Here is a 17,961-nt window from a genome sequence, read left to right on the forward strand (position 1 = left end):
ACCTTCGTGATCGCAGCCGTCAATGACGTCTTGCCATGATCGACATGGCCGATCGTGCCAATATTGCAGTGCGGCTTGTCGCGGTTGAATTTCTCTTTGCCCATTTCTACGACCCTGTTCTGGCGGACATCTAAATCTTGGAGCGGGTGAGGGGAATCGAACCCCCGTCATCAGCTTGGAAGGCTGTTGCTCTACCATTGAGCTACACCCGCCCGGGAACTCGTACACCTCAAAAGCTCGGTCTCAGTCTCGGCGTTTTAGCCCATGCCCCCCTCAAGCGATGGTGGGGGAAGTAGGACTCGAACCTACGAAGTCGAAGACAGCGGATTTACAGTCCGCCCCCTTTGCCGCTCGGGACATTCCCCCGAATCGCCGTATGAGCTTGAGCCAAACGCCAAGGAGCCCGGGGATTGCCCGGGCCCTTGAGTGGCGGCTTTATGCGCGCCACACAGGAACGTGTCAACCGCAAAAAGTCCAAGTCTTACAAGGATTGAGCCGCAAGGGACTTTCTATATAAGGTCGACCATGTCAGATCACCAGAAGCACCAGCCGGGCAATGACGAAATCGAGCGGCTTTACGGCGTTCACACCGTCGGCGAGGCCCTGAAAAACCCAAAACGTAAATTTATCAAGCTCCTGGCGACCAAAAATGCCGCCGACCGGCTGGCCGCCGAGATCGCCCAGGCGAGAATCACCATCGAGCCGGTCCTCCCCCGCGAGCTCGACCGCCTGTTGGGGCCCGAGGCCGTCCATCAGGGACTCGTCCTCGACTGCAAGCCCTTACGTCAACCTCGGCTCGACGAGATTCCGCGCGAGGGTATAGTCGTCCTCCTCGACCAGGTGACCGACCCCCACAATGTCGGGGCGATCATGCGGTCCTGCGCCGCCTTCGGGGTGACGGCTCTCGTCGCCACCGCCCGCCACAGCCCGGAAGCCTCGGGCGTCCTGCTCAAATCGGCGTCCGGCGCCTATGAGCATGTTCCGTTCACCAAGGTGACCAATCTCTCCCGCGCCATGGCGGAACTCCGCGATTACGGCTTCCTCCTGGTCGGGCTCGACAGCGAGGCCGCGGAGGATATCGGCGATGCCAGGCTCTCCCGCCCGGTCGCCCTGGTGCTCGGCGCCGAGGGCAAGGGCTTGCGGCGATTGACGCGCGACACCTGCGATACCGTGGTGCGGCTCGACATGCCGGGCCTGATCAAGAGCCTCAACGTGTCCAATGCCGCGGCGATAGCCCTTTATGCCCTGCACCGGTCGGGAGGCTCGCCTTCCGAAAAAGCGCAGGCCTGAAACATCGGGATCGGCTAGGAAAACCCGTCAACTAGAGCGCTTCCCGCCAAAGTTGCTCGACTTTGGCGATAAGGAAGCACTCCTGCTTATAAGATCGGGAATCCTGTCGTGACCACCGCCGAGAATACCAACGCCCCATCACAAAACGACACGGTCATCGCGGTTCTCACCGCGCTCAGCGTCTGCCATCTGCTCAATGACATGATGCAGTCGCTGCTGCCCTCGATCTACCCGATCCTGAAAGACTCCTATCAGCTCGATTTCAGCCAGATCGGCTTCATCACGCTGGCGTTCCAGCTCACCGCCTCGCTGCTGCAGCCGGTCGTCGGCATGTATACCGACCGCTATCCGAAGCCCTATTCGGCGGCCATCGGCATGGGCATGACCGTCGTCGGCCTTGGCTTGATCGCCACCGCCAATTCCTATCCGCTGCTGCTGGCGGCAGCCGCCTTTGTCGGCGTCGGTTCGTCGATCTTCCATCCCGAATCGTCGCGGGTGGCCAGGCTCGCTTCCGGCGGCCGTCATGGCTTCGCGCAGTCGCTTTTCCAGGTCGGCGGCAATGTCGGCTCCGCCATCGGCCCCCTGCTCGCCGCTTTGATCATCCTACCCAATGGCCAGAAGAGCGTCGCCTGGTTCATGGCCGCCGGCATCGTCGCCATGGGGCTTCTGACCTTCGTCGGCCGCTGGTACGCCACCCATGGCCGCGCCCGCGTCTCGGTGACGTCGACACGCGCCCATCTCGAGCATCTCTCCTCCGGCCGCATCAAGCTCGCCATTGCGGTGCTGGTGGCATTGGTATTTTCGAAGTTCGTCTATATGGCGAGCCTCGGCAACTACTTCACCTTCTACCTCATCGATACGTTCGGCGTGTCGGTGCACAATTCGCAGCTCTATCTCTTCGTGTTCCTGGCCGCCGTGGCCGCCGGCACGTTCCTCGGCGGGCCGCTCGGCGATTATTTCGGCCGCAAATACGTCATCTGGTTCTCGATCGTGGGCGCGCTTCCCTTCACGCTGGCGCTGCCTTACGCCAATCTCGAATGGACGCTGGTGCTCGCCATCATCATCGGCCTCATCATGTCGTCGGCCTTCTCGGCGATCGTCGTCTTCGCACAGGAGCTTGTGCCGGGCCGCACCGGCATGATCGCCGGCCTGTTCTTCGGCCTGGCTTTCGGCATGGGTGGCCTGGGTGCGGCCATTCTGGGCGAGATCGCCGATCTCACCAGCATCGGCTATGTCTATCAGATCTGCTCGTTCCTGCCGCTGATCGGGCTCGTCACCTGGTTCCTGCCCAATATCGAAGGCAGCCGTCGGCGCGCCAAGGCCTGAGCCATCAGGCCGGCGCGACCGGCAATGTCCGCTTGTGCGCCGTGCCGCGATAGGTGGCGAGGATGCGCTGATGTGCTTGCGGAGCAACCTCCTTGCCTTCCAGGAAGTCGTCGATGTCCTCATAGCTGACGCCGAGTGCGTCCTCGTCGGGCTTGAGCGGTGCTTCCGTCTCGAGATCGGCGGTGGGGGTCTTGAACACCAGCTCGGAAGGCGCGCCCAGATGGTGGGCGATCGCCCGGACGCGCCTCTTATTGAGACCGGTCAGCGGCACGACATCGGCCGCCCCATCGCCGAACTTGGTGAAGAATCCCATGAGCGCCTCGGCGGCATGATCGGTGCCGATGACGAGGCCTCCCAACGCGCCGGCGAGCGCGAATTGCGCGATCATGCGCTGGCGCGCTTTGATATTGCCGTGGTGGAAATCATGACGCGGCCCGTCGAACAGGTCGGCCGCCTCCTGCATGATCTGGGCCCGCATCGCATCGGCCGCGGGTTTGATGTCGATGGTGACGATCCGGTCCGGTGCGATGACGCCCAATGACCTTTGCGCGTCGCTCTCGTCGCGCTGCGCGCCATAAGGCAGGCGCATCGCGATGAAGGTCGCCTCATGGCCGGCGCCGCGTGACCGTTCCACCGCCCTCTGGGCCAGAAGACCGGCGGTCAGCGAGTCGACCCCGCCACTGATGCCCAGCACATAGGCGCGGGCCCGGGCGGCGCGCAGATAATCGGCCAGGAAGGTGACCCGCCGGTCGATCTCGGCCTCGACATCGAAAGCCGTCGTAACGCCGAGATCCCGGGCGATTGTGGTCTGGTGATCGAGCATCATACCCCCGTATTACTATGAGATTGCGCGTCGAAACCCGCCCCGCTATATGCGTGGCGCATAGCGCCGGAATAGCTCAGCGGTAGAGCAGCGGTTTTGTAAACCGAAGGTCGGGGGTTCAATCCCCTCTTCCGGCACCATCTTCCCCCCGCCATCTCACTGCAGGGCCTTTTTCGCTTCCTCTTCGTCATCGATGCATCCTTGCAGAATGACATAGGAGCCGCCGATCGCCTGGGCAATGTCGGTGCAATAGCTCATGATCTGCGCTTCCACCGATCGCGCCTGCGCATTGACAAGCGCCGTAGCCTCTTCGTCGCGGCATCCCTTCTCGATGACATAGCTCCCACCCACCGCAGCGGACACTTGCTTGCAGTAGCGCTCGGTATTGAATGTCGGGATTTCGGCCGCCTCCGCGATGCCACCCATCAGCAGTATCAGAAAAAGTCCTGTCCAAATCCGCACGATCGCCGTCTCCCAGGTCACGTCATCGACCCAGTCTAAGAGCAAATGCTGATCACCAACAACCCACAGCTATTTTGAGATCTCCACCACGACCTCGGTGCATCTGTCGCCATTGGTCGGATGGAAGTCGACCGAGCAGGCCGTCACCACCAGGAGAAGATCGCGCTCGGCCCGCAGGGCCACATAGCCGCCGGGCGGATTGATCGAGGCATGCACGTCGAGACGGCCGTCGGGCGCGGGCAAGGAATTCTGGAAAAAATCGACCGGGTCGGGAATGGCGGGCAGCGTTATCCCCGCTTTCTCGAGCGCCTTGACAAGATTGTCCTGACAGCTCGGATGATCCGGCAGCCCGGCGCGTTCATAAAGCCAGCGATTGCAGGCCGGAAACAGCATGTCATGCGGGCCTGGTGAGGCGTCTTCCACCAGTGTCAGCAACGGCTCACCACGCGTGCTGTAGAATCGATCGCCAACCTTCGGAAACATCTTCTCGGTGATGTCGCGCGTCTGCGACGTGCTCAGCCAGTCGAGCGCCGGTCCATCGATCACGAAGGCCCAGAGATCGGCGACCTGCTGGCCCTGCGGGTCGATGATGCGGATCATGTCACCGCGCCGGACTGAAAAGGATTCTCCTGATTGTGGGGCGATGACGGTGCGACGGACTTCCGGCATGGGTTCTGCTGTGACTCCATTATGAAGCAGGACGACTTCTTGCAGGATTAGCGCAAGGGATACAATGCCCGCTTCAGGCGCGCGGCAACTCCCGCTCCGCCATGGCGATGAAAGCTTGTGCCGCTTGCGAAACGAGCCCGCTGGGTGGTGTGATCAGCAAGGTGCGGAATTTCACCGCGGGCTTGAAGGGCAACACGGCGAGGCCGCTGCGGTCGAGCCCCAGAAGCGCGAAGGGATTGACGAGACCTAGCCCTGCGCCGCTGCGCGCCAGATTGCAGATCGTTGCCGAATATTGGGTCTCGACCACGATCCGCCGCTTGACCTTGGCGGCATCGAAGGCACGGTCGATGCGCGACCGCGCCGCGTCCTCGCTTGCGAGCGAAATGAAGCGCTCATCGGCGAGATCCTGCGGCGTGAGGACAGCCTTGCGCGCCAGCGCATGCGCCGACGGCAGGACGCAGACCGCATCGGGATTGGCGAACAGGCTTGCCTTCACCCCGGCTCGGTCGATCTCGTCGGCGGCGAAGCCGAGATCGAACTGGCCCGATTGAACGAGCGTCTTCACCGTCTCGGAACTGTGGATGTGCAGCACGATGGAGAGCCCCGGATTGCCGGCGCAGAACGCCCCGACGACCCGCGGCAGGAAGGCATGACCGAGCACCGGCAGGCTCGCGATGCGCAGCGTGCCGGACGAGAAGCTGCGGATATTCTCGGCGGCGAAATGCAATTGCTCGAGGCCGATGAAGGCACGGCGGACTTCATTGTAGAAGGCGTGGCCTTCCGCGGTCGGCGTGATGCGTCCCTTGCCGCGCTCGAATAATTTGAGCCGCGTCGCCTTTTCGAGGTCGGCCAGGAGACGGCTGACCGCCGGCTGGGACACACGCAGAAGCTCCGCCGCGCGCGTGGTGGTGCCGCACGCCATCACCGTCTTGAAGGCTTCGATCTGCCGGAAGTTCATGCGTCCCTCGCTCAGCAGGATATAACAAATCTGCATAACTTGATGGAGAATTAGTATTTGAATTCACGAGGTCGCGCCAGTCTAATGCCTGCATGCAAGACGAAACGCTTCTCCTTCACACTGAGATCGATGACCTGCCATTCCCCGCTTTGACGCCCGTCGTTCATCGTGCCTCGACGATCGTGTTTCCCACGGTGGCGGCGTTTCTCGCCCGGCAGGAGCAGTTCTATGACGGCTACTCCTACGGCCTGTACGGCCATCCGGCCTCGCGCCATCTGGCCCAGAATATCGCTGCCCTCGAAGGCGGTGCCCGCACACTGGTCACCCCGTCCGGCATGGCGTCCATCACCGTCGTCAATCTGGCGGTGCTGCACGCGGGCGATCATGTCCTGCTGCCGGATCCCGTCTATGCGCCTGCGCGCGCGGCCGCTGACAGATTCCTTTCCGGCATCGGCGTCACGGCGAGCTACTACGATCCGGCCATCGCCGGCGGCATCGAGCAAGTACTGCGTCCGACAACGAAGCTGGTCTGGGTTGAATCACCGGCCTCCTTCACCATGGAAGTGCAGGACCTGCCCGCCATCGTCAAAGCCGCCCACGGACATGGCGCGCTCGTCGCGGTGGATGGTACCTGGGCGTCGCCTCTCGGCCTCAAGGCGCTGCGCCACGGTGCCGACTTTGCCGTCCAGGCGCTGTCCAAACATGTCGGCGGCCATTCCGATCTTCTCCTCGGCAGCGTCACCGTCGCGTCGGAGGAACTTTATCGGCGTCTCAAGGACACCAGCAAACATCTGGGTCTCGGCGCGGCACCCGACGACTGCTTCCTGGCGCAGCGCGGCCTCGGCACGCTGGCGACCAGGCTCGAGCGCCAGACCGCCTCGGCTTTGAAGATCGCCCAATGGCTGGCGCGGCATCCCGAGGTCGAACGCATCCTCTATCCCCTGCTCTCGGGCGATCCCGGTCATGCGCTCTGGCGGCGTGACTTTTTGGGCGGCAGTGGCGTCTTCTCAGTCCTGCTCAAACCGCGCGGTGACGGCGATCTCGCCTCCTTCCTCGAGCACTTGCGCCTGTTCCGGATCGGCGCCAGCTGGGGCGGGCTGCACAGCCTCGTCGCGCCGGTCAGGCTCGACAGCGCGCGCAGCGTGAGACCCTGGCCCAAAGGTGGGCCGCTCATCCGCTTCAGCATCGGCCTCGAACATCCCGACGATCTTATGACCGACATCGAAGAAGGCCTCGCCCGCTATGCCGGAGGACGCAAAGCGGCGGCCGAATGACACAACAAGTAGAACAAAGGAAAAGGAGGAAATCATGAAGAAGTATCTGATGAGCGCCGTAATCGCCGCAAGCCTGGCGGCGGCGCCGGCCCTGGCCGCCGAGGGCGAGCGCGTCGCGGCGGTCAAGGCCCGCGGTGAGCTCATCTGCGGTACCAGCACCGGAACAGCGATCGGCCTCAGCACGCTCGATGAGACCGGCAAATGGTCGGGGCTCGAGGTAGACTATTGCCGCGCTCTTGCCGCCGCCCTTCTCGGCGATGCCGCGAAGGTGAAATTCGTTCCGCTTGAATTCAAGAACGCCTTCGCCGCGCTGCAGTCCGGCAGCGTCGACATCCTGGCGCGCGGTGCCAGCTGGACGTTTACACGCGATACCGAGATGAAGTTCAGTTTCATCGGGCCCTATATGTATGACGGCCAAAGCTTCATGGTGAAGAAGAGCCGCAATGTGAGCAAAATTGCCGATCTCGGCGGGGCCTCCATCTGCGTCTCGGCCGGCACCACCTCCGAGCTCAATCTCTCCGATTATTTCCGGGTCAACAATCTCGACTTCACGCCGATCGTCGCCAACAGCCGCGAGCAGAACCTCGCCAATCTCGAGGCCGATCGCTGCGATGCCTATACCAATGAGCGTGGCGGGCTGGCGGCGAGCCGCCTCGGCCTCGCCGATCCGGATGCGTATGTGATCTTCGACGAGATCATCTCCAAGGAGCCGCTGAGTGCCACCATCAAGCAGGATGATCCGGCCTTCCACGATATCGCCGCCTGGACCTATTATGCGCTCGTCAATGCCGAGGAGCTGGGCATCACCTCAGCCAACGTGACCGAGCTCGCCAATTCCTCACCCAATCCGGAAGTGCAGCGGCTGATGGGCAAGACCGGCGACTTCGGCACGAAGCTCGGCCTCGCCAATGACTGGGCAGTGAAGGCGATCGCCACCGGCGGCAATTACGGCGAGATCTTCGAGCGCAATCTCGGCAGCGGCAGCCGGGTCAAGCTGTCGCGCGGTCTGAACAATCTGTGGACCAAGGGTGGCCTGATCTACGCCCCGCCGGTACGCTGAAACGATCATGACGGTCTCGGAACATGAACGCCCGGGTGCCGCCTGGAGCCCACCGGTAACGGACGATTTCCAGGCCGCACCGATGATCGGTCCGAGACAACGCCGCGCCAAGCGCGTCGCCTTCATCCAGCAGGCTCTCGTCCTGCTGGCGGTCGGGCTTCTTGCCGTCCTCATCGCCAGGAATACCGTCATCAATCTGCAGGCCCGCGGCCTCGCCTCGGGTTTCGACTTCCTCTGGCAGGAAGCCGGCTTCAAGATCGCCTTCGCCTTGATTCCCGTCGATGCGACCTCGACCTATGGCCGGGTTTTCGTGGCGGGGCTTCTCAATTCCTTGCTGATCGCCGCCTTGGGTATCATCGCCGCGACTTTGCTCGGCTTCCTTCTCGGCATCGCCCGCGTCTCACCCAGCCCGCCCTTGCGCTTCCTCACCAGGGGTTACGTCGAGCTCGTCCGCAATCTGCCGCTGCTGCTGCATCTCCTTCTCTGGCAGGCGGTGATCCTGCGGTCGCTGCCGACGGTCAAGGACGCCATCGGATTGGGCGGCATCGCCTTTCTCAGCAATCGCGGTCTCTATCTGCCGATGCCATTGCTGGGCAACCAGGCCAACCTGCTGCTGAGCGCTCTCGGCGCTGCGGCAGTGATGGCGGCCATCGCCTGGATACTGCATCGCCGTGCCCGATCGCATGGCGAGGCGCCGCCTTTGCTGGCCAGGGGCCTGAGCGCCGGCAGCCTGCTGCTTCTCGTTCTGGTCCTCATCGGCCTCGACTGGCAAGTGCCGCAGCTTTCCGGCTTCGACTACCGCGGCGGCCTCAAGCTGATGCCCGAATTCGTGTCGCTGATCGCCGCCCTCACCCTCTACAACGCCGCCTTCATCGCCGAGATCGTGCGTGCCGGCATCCAGTCGGTCGACAAGGGCCAGCGCGAGGCGGCCGCGGCTCTCGGTCTGTCGTCCCGCCAGATCCTGCGTCTCGTCATCGTGCCGCCGGCCTTGCGGGTCATCGTGCCGCCGATCGCCAATCAATATACCCACATCATCAAGGCGTCGTCGCTGGCGACCGTCGTCGGCTTCCCCGATCTCGTCAATGTCTTCCTCGGCACGTCGCTGAACCAGACCGGCCGCGCCGTGGAGATCGTGGCGATGACGGCCGCGGTCTATCTCGTTCTGTGCGCCGCCGTCGCCCTGGCGACGGAAGCCTTCAACCGCCGCGTCGCCTTGGTGGAGCGCTGAGCATGCACGCTCCATCATCTTCACGGCTGACGCCTTCCGGAGTGCTGGCTACGGCCCGTGCCTATCCTTTCAGCACGTTCCTCACCGTCGGACTACTCTATGTCGCTTTGTGGCTTACCTGGCGCATCGTCGACTGGGCCGTCATCGAGGCAACATGGCAAGCCGGGGACCGTGCCGGTTGCAATCCCGAGGGTGCCTGCTGGGCCTTCATCCTCAACCGCCTGCCGCAATTCACCTTCGGCTTCTATCCCGAGGCTGAGCGCTGGCGCGCCTGGATCGTGCTGCTGGCGCCGCCGGCCCTGCTGCTTCTCGCCATGGCGCCCGACTTCAAAGGCCGGCGCTGGATCATCGCCGGCGGCTTCATCGCCTATCCAGTGGCCGCGCTTGCGCTTCTCTCCGGCGGATCACTCGGACTTAGCCATGTGCCGAGCGACCAATGGGGCGGCCTGCTGCTCACCATGATCGTCGGCATCGGCGCCTTCGTGCTTTCCTTCCCGCTCGCCATTCTCCTGGCGCTCGCCCGTCTGTCGAAACTGCCGGCGCTGCGCTGGCTCACCATCGGCTTCATCGACTTCTGGCGCGGCATGCCGCTGGTCGCCGTGCTGTTCATGTCGGTGATCATGCTGCCGCTCTTCCTGCCGCCCGGCTTCGAGATCTCGCGCCCCGGCCTCGCGCTGACTGGACTTACGCTTTACTCCAGCGCCTATCTGGCCGAAGTCATCCGCGGCGGCCTGCAGAGCGTCGGGCGCGGCCAGACGGAAGCCGCGCTGGCGCTCAGCTTCGGTTTCTGGCGCACCCAGACCTATATCGTCATGCCGCAGGCGCTGCGGGCCGTGCTGCCCGGCATCGTCAATTCGGTGATCGCGCTGTTCAAGGACACGACCTATGTGATGATCGTCGGCCTGTTCGATCTTCTCAATATCGTGACCGCGGCCCTCTCCGATGCACGCTGGCTGGGGCTTGCCACCGAAGGCTATGTTTTTGTCGGCGTGATCTACTGGCTCTTCTGCTTCGTCCTGTCGCATGTTTCGAGCCGCCTCGAAGCGCAGCAGAGCCGTGTCGTCCGGCAGGACCAGATCCTGACGGGGAGCACGCAATGACCGCGCCTACTTCCATCAAAGTACGTTCGCTGTCGAAATGGTTCGGATCCTGGCGCGCCTTGCAGGGCGTGTCGGTGGATATCGAAGGCGGCGCCTGCACCGTACTGTGCGGTCCCTCGGGTTCCGGCAAGTCGACCTTCCTGCGCTGTCTCAACGGGCTCGAGGAATGGCAGACGGGCGAGATCGAGATAGGCGGTATCGCGGTGGGCGACCAGCCGCGTGCCCTCACCAGGCTCAGGCGCGATGTCGGCATGGTGTTCCAGAGCTTCAATCTGTTCCCGCATCTCTCGGTGCTCGACAATGTCACACTGGCGCCGCGCCGCCTTCTCCACCGCCGCCGGAAAGACGCGGAGGAACAGGCGATGCGGCTTCTCCAGCGCGTCGGCGTCGCCCGGCAGGCGGATAAGCTGCCGGCCGGACTGTCCGGCGGCCAGAAGCAACGGGTCGCCATCGCCCGCGCGCTCGCCATGGAGCCCAAGGTTCTGCTCTTCGACGAGCCGACCTCGGCGCTCGATCCTGAATCCGTGAAGGAAGTTTTGGACGTTATGATCGAGCTGGCTAAAGGCGGCACCACCATGGTGGTGGTGACGCATGAGATGGGCTTCGCCCGCCGTGTCGCCAGCCGGGTTCTGTTCATGGACAAGGGCCGCATCGTCGAGACGGCGGAACCCGAAGCCTTCTTCACCTGTCCTTGCAGCGAGAGGGCGAAGAGCTTTCTTGCCGACATAGGGCCGCCCTGACACGCCGGTTGTTCCCCGTCGGGAACCTATTCTCACGTGAGACGTTGTCCCGCGCAGAGTTATTTTCAATGCGAGGACAAATCATTGGCTAAAGCAAGTAAAGCCCGCCGGCCGCGGGCCACGGCACCAAGGAAGAGCACCGCCAACCGCCTCTTCGATGACGCTTTGTCATTGGCATCCACGCTCGCCGACGGCCGTAAGCGCGCCGGTGCCGACAAGATCGTCGAGTTCGCCGAGGCGGCCCGGCATTTCGGTGAAACCCTCGACGATTTCCCGCAGCTGCGCGCCTATAGCGACACGGCTGCCGACAACCTCGATAACCTGGCGGACTATATTGTCGCGACCGACATACCGGACATGCTGGACGACTTCGCCGGCTTCGCGCGCCGCCAGCCGGTCGCCACCTTGACGCTCGGCGTCGCCGCCGGGCTCGCGGTAACGCAACTGATGCATGGCTGGCCGATTCCCATGAAGCGGAAATCGTCAGCCGGTCGTGGCCGGAAGCGTCGGACCCCACGCAAGGCCTTGAATTAGCCTCGCGCGTCTAGTCGCAGGAGATCGGCATGGCGGAAACCGACGGCAAGCCTATGGACGACTCTCTCGCCGGATCGTTCGACACGCTCAAGCGGGACTTCACCGCCTGGTTCATGGCGGAGCGGGCCTTGCTGCGTGCGCGCATGAATTCGAGTGCGCGGCGTATGGCGCTGGCGGCAGGCTTGGCCTGCTTCGGCGTGATGATCGTGTTCATCGCGCTGATCGTGCTGGCCGATGTTCTGGTTCAGCTTCTGATCGTGTCGTTCGGTCCGATCACTGCCGGGCTCGTCGTCGGACTTGGCCTGCTGCTTGTCGCCCTTCTTCTGATTGCCGGGGCGATCATGCTGTTGCGCAAACCCGACCCGTTGAGCGGGCACCTACGCAGCTCGGCGAAATTCATCTGGAGCCGGTTCCATGACTGATCTCGCCGCGCTCGAAGCCGAGGCCGTTCGCCGGCGTGAGGAATTCGCCAACAGCTTGCGCAAGTTCAAACCGAAGCTGACGCCACTTGGTCTGGCCGACGAAGCCTTGCGCCGGCTCGATCCGCAAGCGCAAGCGGTCACCGCCACCGGCCGGACGCTGCGTCGCAATCCGCTGCCCGTCATCCCGCTGCTGCTCGGGCTTGGCTGGTTGATGCTCGAAGCACGCAAGCCGGCAAAGGCCGCCAAGCCGAAGCGGCCAAAGCTCAAACGCAAAGACAAACCCCTGATCACATCGCAAAAGAAGGAATGACATCATGAAGACCACCAGAGCACGCAAGACCCGCAAGGCCGGCCGAAAGTCGGGCAAGGCCACGACCGCCCAGCTTCTCCAGGATAATGCCGGCATGGCATTGCGCCGCGGCCGCGATACGTTGAGCCGCGCCTATGACTGGGCACATGAAGCCGGCAACACCGGTCTGGGTTCGCTGCGCATGCCGCGCCGCGCCGATATCAGCCATCTCGCCGAAGCCAATCCGCTTCTGCTCGGTGCGGTGGGCTTAGGGCTGGGCGTCGCCATCGGCACGCTTTTTCCGCGTGGCATGGGCCGGTCTCGCCCGGCTTCCAAGACGCGCGAGACCAATGGCTCATCAACCGCCGCGAAGTCCGCCAGCCGCCGGCGCCCGAAAAAGGCCCGCGCGGTGAAAGCCCGTCCGGCTCAGGCCACCACGGCCTGATCACTTCAGGCGGTTCAAGGCCTCGGTGAGCTTGACGCGCTGGGCGGCAAGAGCCGTCTTGCGCTCACGCGTCTCCTCCAGCACCTCTTCCGGCGCCTTGGCGACGAAGCCCTCATTGCCGAGCCGGCTCTCGATGACGCCGATATCCTTGGCGACCTTCTCGAGCTCTTTGCTGAGGCGCGCCCGTTCGGCGGCGAAATCGATCACGCCCTCGAGCGGGAGCGCGAGGATGGCCTCGCCCAGCACCACTTGCGCCGACGACGCCGGGACCTTGTCCTCGAAATCGATCGCCTTGAGGCGGGCCAGACGCACAATCTCCTGTTCCCAGGTGGCGGCGCGCCGGCGCGATTCAGTATCGGCGCCGACGATGACGCAGTCGATCTTGGCGCCCGCCGGCACGTTCATCTCGGCGCGCACCGAGCGGACCTGCGAGATGAAATCGACGACCCAGCTCATCTCGGCGTCGACCTTCGCGTCGCCGAGGCCTTGATAGCTCGGCCACTGCGCATCGATCAGCATGCCTTGCGCACCGGTCTTCTGCCACAGCTCTTCGGTGACGAAGGGCATGAAGGGGTGCAGCAGCAGTAGGATCTGGTCGAGCACCCATTGCGCGCAATGCTGCGTCTCGGCCTTAGCCGCGGCGTCGTTGCCTGACAACAGCGGCTTGATCAGCTCGACATACCAGTCGCAGAACACATTCCACGCGAAGCCATAGAGCGCGCCCGCTGCATCATTGTAGCGGTGCTCCTCGATGGCCTTGGTCACCGTATCACGCGTGCGCGCGACCTCGCCGGCGATCCAGCGGTTGATGGTGACGCGCGCCGCGATCGGATCGAAATTCGGATCGCGCTTGGCACCGTTCATTTCGCAGAAGCGTGCCGCGTTCCACAGCTTGGTGCCGAAATTTCGATAGCCTTCGACGCGCTGGGTCGACAGCTTGATGTCGCGGCCCTGCGCCGCCATGGCGGCGAGCGTGAAGCGCAAGGCATCGGCGCCGAACTGGTCCATGAGGACGAGCGGGTCGATGACATTGCCCTTCGACTTCGACATCTTCTGGCCCTTCTCGTCACGGACCAGCGCATGGATATAGACCGTGTGGAACGGCTTCTCCTTCATGAAGTGAAGGCCCATCATCATCATGCGGGCGACCCAGAAGAAGATGATGTCGAAGCCGGTGACCAGCACATCGGTCGGATAATGACGCTTGAGCTCGGGCGTCTCGTCCGGCCAGCCCAAGGTCGAGAACGGCCACAGAGCCGAAGAGAACCAGGTGTCGAGCACATCCTCGTCACGCTTCAGAAGCGTGCGCGTGCCGTAATGGCGCTGTGCCGCGGCAAGCGCCAGATCCTCGTTCTCCTCGACGAAGACTTCGCCGTCGGGACCGTACCAGGCCGGAATCTGATGGCCCCACCACAGCTGGCGCGAGATGCACCAGGGCTGGATGTTGCGCATCCATTCGTAATAGGTCTTCTCCCAGTTCTTCGGCACGAAGACGGTGTCGCCATTCTCGACCGCAGCAATCGCGGGCTGCGCGAGCGTCTTGGCGTCGACATACCACTGCTCGGTGAGCCACGGCTCGATGACGACGTCGGAGCGGTCGCCATGCGGGACCTGATGGACATGCGGCTCGATCTTGTCGAGAAGCCCCTGCTCCTCGAGCATGGCGACGATGCGCTTGCGCGCCTCAAAGCGGTCGAGGCCGTGGAGCGCCAAGGTCGGCGCCGGCACCTTTGCGCCGGCCAGGAAATCCTCATTGTCCGCCAGCAGCAGCTTGCCGAACTGATCAAGTATATTGATCTGGCGCAGCTCGTTGCGCTTGCCGACATCGAAGTCGTTGAAGTCGTGCGCCGGCGTGATCTTGACGGCGCCGGTGCCCTTTTCGGGGTCGGAATAGGTATCGGCGACGATCGGGATCAGGCGGCCGACCAGCGGCAGCACGACATTCTTGCCGATGAGATGTTTGTAGCGCTCATCGTCCGGATGGACCGCGACGCCACTGTCGCCCAGCATCGTCTCGGGCCGCGTCGTGGCGACGATGATGAACTCGTCGGTGCCCTCGATCGGATATTTAAGGTGCCAGAGATGACCTTTGACCTCTTTCTGGACCACTTCGAGATCGGAGATCGCGGTCAGAAGCTTCGGGTCCCAGTTGACCAGCCGCTTGTCCTTGTAGATCAGGCCTTCCTTGTAGAGCTGGACGAAGACCTTGAGCACCGCGCGCGACAGGCCTTCATCCATGGTGAAGCGCTCGCGGCTCCAGTCGCACGACGCCCCGAGCCGGCGCAGCTGGCGCGAGATCGTGCCGCCCGATTCTTCCTTCCACGCCCAGACGCGCTGGAGGAACGCCTCGCGGCCTATGGTCCGGCGGTCGGTCTTGTTCTCCTTATGGAGTAACCGCTCCACCACCATCTGGGTGGCGATGCCGGCATGGTCGGTGCCGGGCTGCCACAGCACGTCGCGACCGCGCATGCGTTCGAACCGGCACAGAATGTCCTGGATCGTGTTGTTGAGCGCATGCCCCATATGGAGCGAGCCCGTCACATTGGGCGGCGGAATGACGATGGTGAAAGGCTCGGCCTTGGGCCGGCGTCCGGGCTTGAAATAGCCGCCCGTTTCCCAGGCCTCATAGAGGCGGGTTTCCATCTCGGCAGGAATAAAGGTCTTTTCGAGCATGATTTTCGCTATGTAAGGAGAACAGTGCGGGCTTTAAACACGAGTGCGCCGCCGGATTCAACCGGGCTGTCATGCATCCTTGAACCGGATGCCAACCTCTTCGCCCTTGACCCAGACGCGCTCGGCCGGCCGCTGGTCCATCTCTCCCGGTATGGTCACCCGGAAATTCTGCGGAATGAGGAAGGATTCGCCGACCCGGAGCCTGGCGCCGGTGGCGCTGACATCGCGGACCTTGCAAGTGATGACCGTCCTGCCGTCAAGGAAGAATACCCGCGCCTCTTTCAGGCGGCGCATGCGCGGTGACTGCCGTTTATCCTCGGTCATTCCCTGACCATCCGCGCAGTTTTCCCCTTGGAACCGCTTCCCCGCGAGTTAGCGCTGCGGCCGCCTGACCACCCGCTCGATCTCCTCGCGCACCAGGCGCTCGACGATCGTCGGCAGATTCTCGTCCAGCCACTGCTTGAGCATACCGCGCAGAAGCTCCTGGGCAATATCGGCGATCGGCCGGTCGCCGAGCGCCCGCCTCGTGATCGTCTCGGCCAGCTGGTTGAACGCCGCCTGGGTGGCGGCGCTGCTGCTTTCCGACAGGAGCCCCGACTCCTCGGCAAAATCCGACTGCGGCTCGGCGACCGCCGCCGGCGGCAGATAGCGCGGCGGACTCATCTCGCGCATCGCCGGATATGGCTCGGATTCGAGCTCCGGCGTGGGCTCGGGCTCCACATAGTTGGTGACTTCGGCGCCGTAATAACCGTCATAAGCGAAGGGTTCCGGCGTCTCGGCGATTACCGGATCGGGCTGCCGGGGCCGCGCTTCATAGGTGGGGGCCGGCCTTTCGCGAAAACTCTGGCTCAGCGTCTCGCGACGTCCGCCCAATATGCCGGCAAAACCCTGCGGCTGATGCGATCCGGAGCCATTGATGGGGGGATAGTCAAAAGTCCGCCGGGGCGGGCTTTCGGTCCGGGGCGGCGGATTAGGGGGATTGTCGGCTTTCGCCCGTATTTCGGGCGTGGGCCGGGTAAAACGGTCGGACGAAACAGTGGCATTTTCGTCTATGGCGCGCCGGATGGATGCCAGGACGTCCTCCATCCTGGGCTCGCCTGGTTTCTGCCCGTGCTTCATCTAAGTAAGTCCTGTCGCCGGCGACTCTTTTACGTCACCTTGGCCGGCAAGATCGCGCAAAACGACCTTGCATGCAAATGACAGGCTGACCTTATCACAAGAACATGAACAGTGCGACGGGGACTCAGTCGACCGTCTTCACGCCTGTGCCGATCCACTTGTTGCGCACCCGGTCATAATTCTCGATCGGGTCGTAGTAGTCGGCGCCGAGACCGATCTGGCGGGCGGTAAGCCGGCCGACCGAGCCCAAGATCTGATAGGCCGCGACGATCTGATCGCGCTCGGCCTGCGCCAGGATGATCTGCGCGTCGAGCAGCGCCGATTCGGCGTTCAAAACGTCGAGCGTGGTGCGCGAACCGACCAGGTTTTCCTGCTTCACACCGTCGAGCGCGATGGCCGCGGCCGAGACTTGCGCCTTGGACGACGCGATGGTTTCGCGCGCCGCGATCAACAGGTTCCACGAGCTCACGACGGATTCGCGCACGCTGCGCGCCGCGCCGATGATCTCGATGCGACGCTGGCTTTCCACCTGCTTGGCTTCGCGGACCGCCGAATAGACGCTGCCGGCCTCATACAGCGGCACATTGATGCTGCCGACGAGGCTGAGCTGCTCGGTATTGCCTTGCGAGGTGTGATCGAGATCCTGAATGGTTTTGCTGGCGCTCGCCTGCAGGTTGACGCTCGGCAGGAGATCGCCCCTGACCACGTCGACATTATAACGCGCCGCTTCCGCGACGAAGGCGGCGGAAAGGATATTGGGATTAATCTTCTCGGCAAGCGCCGTCGCCGATTGCAGGCTGTTGGGCAGCTTCGGCAGCCGCGGATATTTGAGCGTGCCCGGCGCATGGCCGACGAGACGGTCGTAATTCGCGATGCTGGAGGCGAGATTGGACTTGGCCGCCGCCACCGCCGATTGCGAGAGCGCCAACTGCGCCTGCGCCTGCGAGACGTCGGTCTTGGTGACCTCGCCGACATTGAAGCGTTCCTGGGTGGAGCGCAGCTGCTCCTGGAGCGTCTTCACGTTGCGCTGCCTGAGCTGCAGTACGCGGCGGTCACGAATGACATTCATATAGGCGGTGACGGTGTCGAACAGGGTCTGCTGCTCGACGGCGAGGAGATTCTGCCGACCGGCTTCGACCGTTGCCTCGGCCTGCTTGACGCCTTTGACGGTCTTGAAGCCACGGAAGACCGGCTGGGTCAGGGTGATCGAGATGTCGGCCGGATTTGTCGTCCGGGTGTTCCCTGGAATCGGCTTGGTTTTGGTGTCGACGAGCCCGGCGCTGGCCGCGGCCTCGACGGTCGGCCGCCAGCCCGACAGGGCCTGCGGCGTCGCCTCATCGGTGGCGCGCTGACGAGCCCGCTCCGCCCTGAGCGTCGGATTGCCCGAATAGGCGCTCACCAAGGCCTCCGCCAATGTCTCGGCATTGACGGTCAAAGGCATGAAAAACAAGGGAAGAGCTAAAGCCCCGGCAACTCCCCACGCACTGACCCGCTTACGCCCCATTTGCCCAAAACTCACTTTATTAGTGTTCCCTTCGAGCCCGAAAGC

20 protein-coding genes and 3 tRNA genes are annotated in these 17,961 nt (G+C 63.4%); 12 read left to right on the plus strand and 11 right to left on the minus strand.

Translation table 11 applies throughout. The features are described from left to right. The 3 genes from JHL16_RS01255 to JHL16_RS01265 form a co-directional block, all read right to left on the minus strand. On the minus strand, window positions 1-104 hold a 104-nt coding region (locus JHL16_RS01255; protein ID WP_246770761.1), incomplete at its 3' end, for a GTP-binding protein. Window positions 105-138: 34 nt separating this feature from the next. Next, window positions 139-212: transfer RNA gene (locus JHL16_RS01260), tRNA-Gly, on the minus strand. A 69-nt stretch (window positions 213-281) separates the two neighbouring features. Next, a tRNA-Tyr gene (locus JHL16_RS01265) sits at window positions 282-366 on the minus strand. A gap of 159 nt (window positions 367-525) precedes the next feature. On the opposite strand from JHL16_RS01265, the gene rlmB reads away from it, so the two are divergent. Together rlmB and JHL16_RS01275 are read left to right on the plus strand one after the other, a co-directional pair. Then, a complete protein-coding gene (rlmB, locus tag JHL16_RS01270; protein ID WP_200183102.1) occupies window positions 526-1,290 on the plus strand; it encodes a 23S rRNA (guanosine(2251)-2'-O)-methyltransferase RlmB in 765 nt (254 codons plus the stop codon). A 156-nt stretch (window positions 1,291-1,446) separates the two neighbouring features. Beyond that, window positions 1,447-2,616 carry an MFS transporter gene (locus JHL16_RS01275; RefSeq protein WP_478140533.1) on the plus strand — a complete coding sequence of 390 codons (1,170 nt, stop codon included), beginning with the start codon at window positions 1,447-1,449 and terminating at the stop codon, window positions 2,614-2,616. Window positions 2,617-2,620: 4 nt separating this feature from the next. Here JHL16_RS01275 and nadE read toward each other — a convergent pair whose 3' ends face one another. Then, entirely contained in the window at window positions 2,621-3,439 is an 819-nt protein-coding gene (gene nadE / locus JHL16_RS01280; RefSeq protein WP_200183679.1) for an ammonia-dependent NAD(+) synthetase, read from the minus strand. A gap of 65 nt (window positions 3,440-3,504) precedes the next feature. Here nadE and JHL16_RS01285 point away from each other — a divergent pair. After that, a tRNA-Thr gene (locus JHL16_RS01285) sits at window positions 3,505-3,579 on the plus strand. A gap of 16 nt (window positions 3,580-3,595) precedes the next feature. Here JHL16_RS01285 and JHL16_RS01290 read toward each other — a convergent pair. From JHL16_RS01290 to JHL16_RS01300, 3 genes are all read right to left on the minus strand, one after another. Then, complete coding sequence (locus JHL16_RS01290) at window positions 3,596-3,922, minus strand: hypothetical protein (RefSeq protein ID WP_200183104.1); 327 nt, start codon at window positions 3,920-3,922, stop codon at window positions 3,596-3,598. 48 nt (window positions 3,923-3,970) lie between these two features. Continuing rightward, complete coding sequence (locus tag JHL16_RS01295) at window positions 3,971-4,570, minus strand: DUF1989 domain-containing protein (protein WP_200183105.1); 600 nt, start codon at window positions 4,568-4,570, stop codon at window positions 3,971-3,973. 73 nt (window positions 4,571-4,643) lie between these two features. Further along, window positions 4,644-5,528 carry a LysR substrate-binding domain-containing protein gene (locus tag JHL16_RS01300; protein ID WP_200183106.1) on the minus strand — a complete coding sequence of 295 codons (885 nt, stop codon included), beginning with the start codon at window positions 5,526-5,528 and terminating at the stop codon, window positions 4,644-4,646. A gap of 92 nt (window positions 5,529-5,620) precedes the next feature. Here JHL16_RS01300 and metC point away from each other — a divergent pair, with 92 nt between their 5' ends. The 9 genes from metC to JHL16_RS01345 all read left to right on the plus strand — a co-directional run bounded on the left by metC (window position 5,621) and on the right by JHL16_RS01345 (window position 12,620). Next, window positions 5,621-6,802 (plus strand): cystathionine beta-lyase, encoded by a 1,182-nt coding sequence (gene metC / locus JHL16_RS01305; protein WP_200183107.1) that lies wholly within the window; start codon window positions 5,621-5,623, stop codon window positions 6,800-6,802. 34 nt (window positions 6,803-6,836) lie between these two features. Then, complete coding sequence (locus JHL16_RS01310; protein ID WP_200183108.1) at window positions 6,837-7,862, plus strand: amino acid ABC transporter substrate-binding protein; 1,026 nt, start codon at window positions 6,837-6,839, stop codon at window positions 7,860-7,862. 7 nt (window positions 7,863-7,869) lie between these two features. Further along, window positions 7,870-9,090, plus strand: a complete 1,221-nt coding sequence (locus JHL16_RS01315) for an amino acid ABC transporter permease (protein ID WP_200183109.1) — start codon at window positions 7,870-7,872, stop codon at window positions 9,088-9,090. A gap of 2 nt (window positions 9,091-9,092) precedes the next feature. Next, window positions 9,093-10,190, plus strand: a complete 1,098-nt coding sequence (locus JHL16_RS01320) for an amino acid ABC transporter permease (RefSeq protein ID WP_200183110.1) — start codon at window positions 9,093-9,095, stop codon at window positions 10,188-10,190. After that, entirely contained in the window at window positions 10,187-10,930 is a 744-nt protein-coding gene (locus tag JHL16_RS01325; protein WP_200183111.1) for an amino acid ABC transporter ATP-binding protein, read from the plus strand. The genes JHL16_RS01320 and JHL16_RS01325 overlap by 4 nt, the downstream gene beginning before the upstream one ends. Before the next feature lie 84 nt (window positions 10,931-11,014). Further along, complete coding sequence (locus JHL16_RS01330; protein ID WP_200183112.1) at window positions 11,015-11,464, plus strand: hypothetical protein; 450 nt, start codon at window positions 11,015-11,017, stop codon at window positions 11,462-11,464. A 29-nt stretch (window positions 11,465-11,493) separates the two neighbouring features. After that, entirely contained in the window at window positions 11,494-11,886 is a 393-nt protein-coding gene (locus JHL16_RS01335) for a phage holin family protein (protein WP_200183113.1), read from the plus strand. Further along, window positions 11,879-12,196, plus strand: coding sequence for a hypothetical protein (locus JHL16_RS01340; protein ID WP_200183114.1), 318 nt, complete (start codon window positions 11,879-11,881; stop codon window positions 12,194-12,196). Before JHL16_RS01335 ends, JHL16_RS01340 begins: the two co-directional genes overlap by 8 nt. Before the next feature lie 4 nt (window positions 12,197-12,200). Continuing rightward, window positions 12,201-12,620: a hypothetical protein gene (locus JHL16_RS01345; RefSeq protein ID WP_200183115.1), complete on the plus strand. Its 420-nt coding sequence runs from the start codon at window positions 12,201-12,203 to the stop codon at window positions 12,618-12,620. On the opposite strand, the gene JHL16_RS01350 is transcribed toward JHL16_RS01345, so the two are convergent. From JHL16_RS01350 to JHL16_RS01365, 4 genes are all read right to left on the minus strand, one after another. Further along, window positions 12,621-15,293, minus strand: a complete 2,673-nt coding sequence (locus JHL16_RS01350; protein WP_200183116.1) for a valine--tRNA ligase — start codon at window positions 15,291-15,293, stop codon at window positions 12,621-12,623. A 69-nt stretch (window positions 15,294-15,362) separates the two neighbouring features. Next, entirely contained in the window at window positions 15,363-15,617 is a 255-nt protein-coding gene (locus JHL16_RS01355; protein WP_200183117.1) for a PilZ domain-containing protein, read from the minus strand. A gap of 48 nt (window positions 15,618-15,665) precedes the next feature. Beyond that, window positions 15,666-16,412 (minus strand): DUF2497 domain-containing protein, encoded by a 747-nt coding sequence (locus JHL16_RS01360; RefSeq protein ID WP_200183118.1) that lies wholly within the window; start codon window positions 16,410-16,412, stop codon window positions 15,666-15,668. A gap of 124 nt (window positions 16,413-16,536) precedes the next feature. Further along, complete coding sequence (locus JHL16_RS01365; RefSeq protein WP_200183119.1) at window positions 16,537-17,853, minus strand: TolC family outer membrane protein; 1,317 nt, start codon at window positions 17,851-17,853, stop codon at window positions 16,537-16,539. Window positions 17,854-17,961 lie beyond the last annotated feature (108 nt).

The organism is Taklimakanibacter albus (assembly GCF_016595235.1).
GTDB lineage: Bacteria > Pseudomonadota > Alphaproteobacteria > Rhizobiales > Aestuariivirgaceae > Taklimakanibacter > Taklimakanibacter albus.